The organism is Kitasatospora sp. NPDC042419, assembly GCF_056437345.1.
In genome coordinates, this window is sequence record NZ_JBWKAW010000001.1 from 758226 (window position 1) to 766784 (window position 8559).

6 protein-coding genes and 3 tRNA genes are annotated in these 8559 nt (G+C 74.8%); 1 reads left to right on the forward strand and 8 read right to left on the reverse strand.

The window, feature by feature from the left end:
- Positions 1–297: 297 nt before the first annotated feature.
- The 3 genes from AC067J_RS03365 to AC067J_RS03375 form a co-directional block, all read right to left on the reverse strand.
- Positions 298–1911 carry a hypothetical protein gene (locus AC067J_RS03365; RefSeq protein WP_478296260.1) on the reverse strand — a complete coding sequence of 538 codons (1614 nt, stop codon included), beginning with the start codon at positions 1909–1911 and terminating at the stop codon, positions 298–300.
- Positions 1912–2037: 126 nt separating this feature from the next.
- Positions 2038–2110 (reverse strand) — tRNA-Ala (locus AC067J_RS03370).
- Between the two features lie 323 nt (positions 2111–2433).
- Positions 2434–3894 carry an MFS transporter gene (locus AC067J_RS03375; protein ID WP_478296261.1) on the reverse strand — a complete coding sequence of 487 codons (1461 nt, stop codon included), beginning with the start codon at positions 3892–3894 and terminating at the stop codon, positions 2434–2436.
- Between the two features lie 102 nt (positions 3895–3996).
- On the opposite strand from AC067J_RS03375, the gene AC067J_RS03380 reads away from it, so the two are divergent.
- Positions 3997–5121, forward strand: a complete 1125-nt coding sequence (locus AC067J_RS03380) for a helix-turn-helix transcriptional regulator (protein WP_478296263.1) — start codon at positions 3997–3999, stop codon at positions 5119–5121.
- 63 nt (positions 5122–5184) lie between these two features.
- Here the strand turns inward: AC067J_RS03380 and AC067J_RS03385 are convergent.
- From AC067J_RS03385 to AC067J_RS03405, 5 genes are all read right to left on the reverse strand, one after another.
- Positions 5185–5257, reverse strand: a tRNA-Ala gene (locus AC067J_RS03385).
- A gap of 37 nt (positions 5258–5294) precedes the next feature.
- Positions 5295–5367: transfer RNA gene (locus tag AC067J_RS03390), tRNA-Ala, on the reverse strand.
- A 134-nt stretch (positions 5368–5501) separates the two neighbouring features.
- Positions 5502–6149, reverse strand: coding sequence for a histidine phosphatase family protein (locus tag AC067J_RS03395; RefSeq protein WP_478296363.1), 648 nt, complete (start codon positions 6147–6149; stop codon positions 5502–5504).
- A complete protein-coding gene (rsfS, locus tag AC067J_RS03400) occupies positions 6146–6616 on the reverse strand; it encodes a ribosome silencing factor (protein WP_478296265.1) in 471 nt (156 codons plus the stop codon). Before rsfS ends, AC067J_RS03395 begins: the two co-directional genes overlap by 4 nt.
- 130 nt (positions 6617–6746) lie before the next feature.
- A partial coding sequence (locus AC067J_RS03405) for an LCP family protein (RefSeq protein ID WP_478296266.1) occupies positions 6747–8559 on the reverse strand: 1813 nt, incomplete at its 5' end.

Below are 8559 nucleotides of genomic sequence, written 5' to 3' on the forward strand. Positions count from 1 at the left end.
GGCCCGGGCCGGGAAACCCGGGCGGATACCGGGCGGACACCCGGGCGGAAAACAAAAAAGCCCCTCGCAGGAGGGGACGCCACGCCGACTCCGGCTCCGCCCTGGGGCTCGGCCGGTCCTGGTCAGCGCGGCCGGCTAAGGAGCAGGCGCACGGTTCGCATGGGCTCAGGGTACCGCAAGGGGGTAAGGCCCCTCCCGGCAATACCCGCCGTCCGGTCCGCGGCGGTGGCGGCACCGGGTCGAACGGCATGCCGGCCGGGGTTCCCGACGCCGACCCGGTGGGCGATCCTCCGGCAATCAGGTGCCGGTGGGAGATCCGGCGCGAGATCCGCTGGGAGTGCCGGTGCGAGATCCGGTGGACGAAGGGGACCGTGACGGCGGCACGGACCCCGGCAACGATCCCGACGGCCTCGCCGACACCGGCACCGGCGCCTCCTCCGCGGTCGGCCCTTCCTCCGCCGCCGCAAGCACCGCGGGCACCGCCGTCACCTCGGACACCGCCGTCACCTCGGACACCGCCGCCGCGAGCGCCGTCCGGAACGCCGCGTCGATGTCGCGCAGGGCCCGCGCGACCCGCTCCGACTGCATGCCGGCCGCCAGCGCCCGGGCCCGGTCGGCGGTGGCGACAGCCCCGGCCGTGTCCCCGGTGCGGCGCTGGGAGTCGGCCAGCCGGACCAGCAGCAGCGCGCGGGTCCGCGCCCGCCCGGGTCCGAGCCCGGCCACCGCCTCGGCCAGCAGGTCCTGGGCACGCCGGTGGTCCCCCAGGAAGAGGTACCCCTCCCCGAGCATGCCCGCGAGGTCGGCGCGCGCCTCACCGGCACTGTCAGCCCTGCCGGCCCCGCCGGCCCCATCGGCCCCGCCGACCCACTCGACGCCACCCGCCCCCGCGCCGGCGCCCGCGCCCGAACCCACGCGCCCCGCACCCGCACCCAGCTCGGCGAAGGCCTGCCCCGCCGCCTCCGCCAACGCCGCCCCCTCGCCCCGCCGCCCGTACGCGCGCGCGATCCGCCCGAGGTGCAGCGCCCGGTCGGCCGGGCCGAGCGCGTCACCGGCCGCCTCCAGCGCCTCCGCCAGCACGGTGGTCACGTCCAGCCCCCGGGCGCCCGCACCCTGGGTGGCGAGCACCACCAGCCCGCCGACCACGGCCACCCCCTGCCGTCGTTCACCGCTCACGTGCGCCGCGCGCAGCGCGGCCGCGAACGCCCGCTGGGCGGCGGCGTCGTGACCGAGGTCGTACGCGGCCCAGCCGGCCAGCGCGGCCAGTCGGCTCGCTGCGCCGTACAGCGCCCGGCCGAGCTGTTCGTCGTACGCGCCGAGCTCCAACAGCTTGGCCACCATGGCCAGTTCGGCGCGGGCCGGGCCGAGGACGAGGCCGCCTCCGCAGGAGCGTTCCAGCCGCACCTTGCTCCGGTACCCGAGGCCGAGTTCGCGGACCAGGCCGGGGTCGATGCGCAGTGCGCCGTCGCCGCCGGCGACGGGCGGCGGCGGGGTGGCCAGCCGGCGGGCGGCCTCGGCGAGGTCGGTGTCGCGGAAGAGGTCGGTGAGGCGGACCGGCCCGGCGTCGGCGGCCGCCTCGCGCAGCGCGGTCTGCGCCGTGTCGGCCGTCCACGGGTCGGTGAGCAGCCGGGGGGAGAGGATCTTGGCGCCCCGGTGGCCGCCCATCCGGCCCCAGAGCTGCTCGTAGGTGACGGCGATGCCGAGGGTGCGGCTGAGCACCTCGCAGACGGCCTGGTCGTGCGGGCTGCGCGGGACCATGCCCCGGTCACGCCACTTGTAGGGGGCGGTGGAGCTGATCGCCAACCGCGACGGCAGGGTGAGGTTGACCTCGCGGGCCAGTCGCTCCGGGTTCCAGCCGAGCTGGTGCAGTATCCGGGCGAGTTCCTCGTTGCGTCTGCGCTCCAGGTCCGCCATGGCTCCGACGGTAGCGGTCCTCCGGGCCGCCCGGCCCCGGCCTTGTGAAAAAGCCATGCCCGCAACGACCACCCCGGGGAACGCCGAAGGCCGCCTCCCGGATCGGGAGGCGGCCTTCGACTTCTGTGGAGCTACGGGGAATTGAACCCCGGACCTCTTGCATGCCATGCAAGCGCTCTACCAACTGAGCTACAGCCCCTTGACTTGCAGTGTCACCGGGGGTTTCGTTCCGTTTCCCTCGGCGACATCGACTACTTTACACGGTCGGAGGGGTGCTCCACGAATCCGTTCTCCGGGCCCACCGCCCGCCCGGCCTGACCGCCGCCTCACGGCGGGCCACGGCCGCCCCCGCCCGCCCGACGGGGCCCGCGTCCCGGTGCCCGGCCGAACCGCTCCTCCGCCCCACCCGGCCACCCTGCCCGACCCCGGCCGCACGGAGCCAGCCCAGCCACCCCCGCCACGCCCACTCCCGCCCTACCCGGGCCCCGGCCGCTCCCCCGCTCCGGCCGGGGCCCGGCCCGGCTACCCGGCCGCCGCCCGCCGCACCCGCGCGGCGAAGACGGCCGCGAGCGCCACGCCCGAGCCGGCCACCACCGTGGTGACCAGCAGCGCGTGCCCGGAGTCGCGGGCGGGCGCCGGCAGGTCGACCGAGCCGAGGAACACCGTGCCGAGCAGCGCCACCCCGGCGACCTGGCCGAGCTGGATGGCCGTGACCATCACCCCGCTGGCGTCCGCCGCGTCCGCCGGGGCGACCCGGGCCAGCGCCCGGGCGAACAGCGGCGCGTAGGAGCAGCCCGAGACCAGCCCGAGGACGGCGGTCAGCAGCAGGGGGCCCGTCCCGACCTCCGCGCCGCCGCGCAGCACCAGGCCGAGCAGCGCGTAGCCGGGGGCGAGCAGCCCGGCGCCGAGGATCGGGAGGACGCCGTGCAGCCGACCGGGCAGCCGTTGCCAGTGCAGGCTGGCGATCCCGAAGCCGACCGCGACCGGAGCCGAGCAGAGCCCGGCGTGCAGCGCGCTGTAGCGGAGCCCGGACTGCTGGTGCAGGGCGAAGGCGAGCATGAAGCCCGCGAAGGCCAGCATGATCATGAACAGCCCGCCGAGCGCCGGGAGCAGTCCGACGGCTCCCAGGACCCGGCCGGAGATCAGTGGCTGCCCGCCGCGCCGCGCGATCCGCCGCTCGACCACGGCGAACAGGCCGAGCAGCACCGCACTGGCGCCGAGCATCACCCAGCCCCAGGCCGGCCAGCCGAGTTCGTGACCGAGGACCAGCGGCACCACCAGCAGACCGAGGGCGGCGGCCAGCACCACCAGCCCGGGGACGTCGAAGCCGCGCTCGCGGTCGCCGGGCAGGTCGGGCAGCAGCCGGGCCCCGGCCGCGAGCAGCAGCAGCCCGATCGGCACGTTGACCAGGAACACCGGGCGCCAGCCCGCGCCGAACAGGTCGGCGCTGACGAGGACCCCGCCGAGCACCTGCCCGGCGGCCAGTCCCCCGGCCAGCACGGCCGAGTAGAGCCCGAGCGCCCTGGTCCGGGCCGGACCGGTGAAGGTCCGCTGCACCAGGCTCATCACCTGCGGCACCATCAGGGCCGCGCCGGCGCCCTGGAGGAGCCGGAAGGCGATCAGCCAGCCGGTGGCGGGGGCGAGCCCGCAGGCCAGCGAGGCGGCGGTGAAGGAGGCCAGGCCGTACTGGAAGAGCCGGCTGTAGCCGTACCGGGCGCCGAGCCGGGCGCCGGTGATGAGCAGCACGGCGTAGGCGACGGTGTAGCCGGCCACGACGAACTGCAGGGCCGCGCCGGAGGCTCCCAGGTCGGTGCGGATGGTCGGCACCGCGACGTTCACGATGGCGGTGTCGAGGACGGCCATGAACTGGCCGCAGAGCACGAGCGCGAGGAGCAGCCGGGGCCGGGCGGCCGGCGCCGCGCCGGTCGGTGTGCCGGGCGGGGCGGCGCCGGTCGGGCCGCGCCGGGTCTGGAGATCCGTCATGGACCGAGCGTCGCCGACCGTCGGTACCGGTGGTTAGAGCCTGCCGATCCTGGTACTGGCAGCACCTGTCCGGCCCGGTCGGGCTGCGGCACGATGGCGGGTATGACCGTCCTGGACGAACGCGGCGCCGCCGAGCCCACGACCGCACGTGCCCCCGCCGAACCGCCCGCTCTCTCCCGAACCGCCGCCACTGCCACTGCCACCACCGTCACCAAAGCCGCCGCCACCGAAACCACCGCCACCGAAACCGCCGCCACTACCGCCACCACCGGCACCGGCCGCCGGGACCGCCGCCGCAGCGAGCTGGCCCGGTACCTGCGCGCCTGCCGGGCCCGGGTGGCCCCCGAGGAGGTAGGCCTGCCACCCGGCCTGCGCCGCCGCACCCCGGGGCTGCGCCGCGAGGAGGTCGCCCAGCTCGCCGGGGTCGGGGTGACCTGGTACACGTGGCTGGAGCAGGGCCGTCCGATCAACGCCAGCGAGCAGGTGGTGACCGCGGTGGCCCGGGCGCTGCGGTTGGACGCGACCGAGCGCGAGCACCTGTTCCGGCTGGCCGAGGTCGCGGTGCGGCCGCCGGTGCAGCCGGAGCCGCCGGTCCTGGACCCGTCGACCCAGGTGATCCTGGACGCGCTGGTGCCCCTGCCGGCCGCCGTCTCCAACACCCGGTTCGACGTGCTGGCCTGGAACGGCCCGTACGAGGCGCTGTTCGCGGCGAGCCGGGCGCGGACGGACGACGGGTGGTTCAACAGCCTCTGGTGCACGGTCACCAGCCCGGCGTGCTGCAACCCGTTCATGAACCGGGAGGAGGCGCTGCCGCAGATGGTGGCGGTGCTGCGCAACGCGTACGGCAAGCACCTCGGCGAGCCCGCCTGGGAGAACCACGTCCGGGCGCTGGCCGCGGTGAGCGAGGAGTTCCGGGAGTTGTGGGCCCGGCAGGAGGTGGCGCCGCAGCGGACGGCGCTGAAGGTCTTCCGGCACCCGGACGTGGGGGTGCTGCGGCTGAACGCGTCGTACCTGACGATCCCCGGGGTGCCCGAGACCTTCGTGGTCGTCTACACACCGGACGGCCCCGCGGACCGCGAGCGGGTCGAGCGGCTGGCCACCCTGCCGCCGGGCGGCTGGGCCAACCCCTGCGACCACTCCGAGGCCTGCCCCGACCGACGCCCGGACCACCCGGAGCAAAACCCGGGCAACAGTCCGAACCTCAGCCCGGACCACCGCGCGGGCTGAGCTCTGGCCGAGCGGACGGCAAGAAGGCCGCCACCCGGTGGGTGACGGCCTTCTCGTCGTCTGTGGAGCTACGGGGAATTGAACCCCGGACCTCTTGCATGCCATGCAAGCGCTCTACCAACTGAGCTACAGCCCCGCGACACGCACGGCCCTCGCGGACCGCAGGTGCGGAGTGGAGCTACGGGGAATTGAACCCCGGACCTCTTGCATGCCATGCAAGCGCTCTACCAACTGAGCTACAGCCCCGCACTCACCGGATTTCCCGCTTCCCTTCCGGGCCGCGTTTTCCTCCGTGCGAACGAGGAAGACTCTAACCGGTCAGGCCCGGAACTGCGAAATCCGCTCCCCGTAGACCACTCCACGCCCCCTCCGCGCACCGCTCAGGTGTCGTCGCCGATCACCGGCTCCGGCAGCGTGCCGGCGTTGTGCTCCAGCAGCCGCCACCCGCGCGCGCCGCGGCCCAGCACGGACCAGCAGCAGTTGGACAGCCCGCCGAAGCACTCCCAGAGCGCCGGCTCCAGGCCGAGCATCCGCCCCAGCATGGTGCGGATGGTGCCGCCGTGGCTGACGACGACCAGTGTGCCGTTCTCGGGCAGCTTGTCGGCCGCGTCGAGCACCACCGGCACCGAGCGGTCGGCCACCTCGGTGGAGAGTTCACCGCCGCCGCGCCGGACCGGCTCGCCCTGCGCCCAGGCCTCGTACTCCTCCGGGTACCGGGCCCGGATCTCGGCGTTGGTGAGCCCCTGCCAGGAGCCCGCGTACGTCTCCCGCAGCCCCTCGTGGTGCTGCACGTCCAGGCCGGTGACCCTGGCCAGCTCCTCGGCGGTGCGCCGGGCCCGCTGGAGGTCGGAGGAGATCAGCAGGTCGGGGCGGAGGCCGGCGAGCAGCCGGGCGGCCCGCTGCGCCTGCAGCACGCCCTGCCCGGTCAGCTCGATGTCCGTGGTGCCCTGGAACCGCGATTCGAGGTTCCAGGACGTCTGGCCGTGTCGCCAGAAGACGATGCGCGGGCCCCGCGCGTCCCGGCTCAGCTGTAGTCCTCGGCGCCGAAGTCGTCCGCGGGGGCCTGCTCGGCCGGGGCGACGGCGTTGCCGGCCTGGTCGGTGTGGGCGTCGGGACGGTTGCGGGAGGCCAGGGCGTCCTCCGGCAGGGGCAGCTCGGGGCAGTCCTTCCAGAGCCGGTCGAGCGAGTAGAAGGAGCGCTCCTCGGAGTGCTGGACGTGCACCACGATGTCCAGGTAGTCGAGCAGGATCCAGCGGCCGTCGCGCTCGCCCTCGCGGCGGACCGGCTTGACGTCCAGCTTCTCGCGCAGCTGGTCCTCGATCTCCTCGGCGATCGAACGGACCTGGCGGTCGTTGTTCGCGGAGGCGATCAGGAAGGCGTCGGTGATCGACAGCACCTCGCTGACGTCGAACGCGATGATGTTGTGGGCCAGCTTGTCGGCCGCCGCCTGGGCGGCGACGTTGATGAGTTCCTGGCTGTGGTCAGTGGCGGTCACGGTGTTCTTCCGGCTCGGCGGCTTGGGGGCGCCCCGGAGCGCGGGGCGCCGGGATCGCCTTCCAGGATCTCACGTCGCTCCGGCGGCCCCGGAACCGTTTTTCCGGAGCCGCCCGCCCTGACCCGGGCGCCTACTGCGTCTTCGGCGGCGCGTAGTCCTTGCCGAGGACGACCACCAGGTCCGCGTTCTGCGCGTCGGTGACCTTCTTCACCGCCGTTTCGGGCAGGTTGAGGCTGGTCGCCAGCGACTTCGCGGCGGCCTGCCGGGCGTCGTCGGTGTAGCGGATCTCACTGGCCGGCTGCGGCGCGGTCCTGGCCCCGCCGGGGATGAAGGTGAGGCCCGCGTTGATCACCTGGACCTGTGCGGCGGCGGCCGCCTGGTCGTTGCCGCTGGCGTCCTGGACGGAGACCCGGACCGGCGCGTCGGCGGAGGCGGCGGCCTTGACGGTGCCGCCCAGCACCTCCTTGACCTGCTTGCCCGCGGTGGCCTCGTCCAGCGTGCCGTCCGGGTTCACGGTCAGCGCGGTGGTGCCGAACTGCCCGTTCCTGGACAGCTGGGCGAGCTGGAGGAGCACGCCGGCCAGCGCGTCCTCGGGCAGCGAGGGGTCGAGCACCGCGTTCATCCGGTGCACGTCGTCCTTGGCGTCCTTGAACTCGACCGGCATGGTGCGCACCACCGCGTCCATCACCTGGCCGAACCGGGCCAGCTGGGCGTCCCGGCTCTCGCCCTGGTTCTGCAGGGTGGCGTAGGCGACGGCCGCCTTCCCGTTCAGCAGGGTGTTCTTCCCCGCGGCGGAGAGCACCTTGCCGTCCGGCTTGCCGCCCTCGTGGGTCTCGGCGTTGGTGTCCACCCGGACGCCGCCGAGCTGGGCGACGAGCAGTTCCAGGTACGGGGTGTCCAGCCGCCAGGTGCCGGCGACGGGCGCGCCGAGCACGGTGGTCAGGCCGTCGCGGGTGGCGGAGGCGCCGACGCTGTCCATCGCCTGGCCGATGGTGGTGACCGGCGGGTCGCCGGGGCCGGGCAGCCGCAGGGTGTCCGGGAGCAGCAGGACGGTGCCCTTCTTCCCGGCGGCGTCGTTGACGAGCAGGGCGCTGGACACCTTGCCCTGCAGGTCGCGCAGGTGCACGACGTTGACCTGGCGCGGTCCGGCGGCGACGGCCGCGCTCTGCTGGTCGCTGCGGGTGAACCAGAGGTAGCCGCCGACGCCGGCTCCGACGAGCGCCAGTGCCACGCCGGCGCCGACCAGCCGGTTGCGCAGCTTGCGGCGGCGCTCGGCGCGCACCTCGCTGCGGGACTCGGCGAACTTCAGCCAGTCGATGACGTCCTCGGACTCCTCCGCCTCCTCGTCGACGAAGGTGAACTCGCCCGTCGGGTAGTCGTCCTTGTCGCCCTTGGGCGTCCTGCCCCTGGCGGCGCGCCCTCCGCCGACCTGCTCGGACGGCGGCTCGGGCTTGGCCGGGGCGGGTTCGGCGGCGGCGGGCCGGGGCGTCCGGGGGCGCGGCGGCACCGGGGCGGGCGCGGGGACGGCGGCGGGCGCCCCGGGAGCGGGGGCGGCGGGCTCCGGCTCGGTCACCACCGGCATCTGCGCGGTCGTGTACGCCTGCTGGGCCTGCTGCTGGTAGGGGTCGTAGACCTGCTGGTACTGGTCCTGGTAGCCGTAGCCGTCCTGCTGCTGGTACCCCTGCGCGGGCTGCACCGGCTGCACCGGCTGACCGTACTGGTCGTACTGCTGCTCGTACTGCCCGTGCTGCTGCTCGTACGGCGACTCCTGCTGCCCGCCGCCGTAGCCGCCCTGCTGCGAGTAACCCTGCTGGTACTGCTGCTGCTGGTACTGCCCGGTGGACCAGTCGTCCTGCTGCTGGTACCCCTGCGCGGGCTGCACCGGCTGCACCGGCTGACCGTACTGGTCGTACTGCTGCTCGTACTGCCCGTGCTGCTGCTCG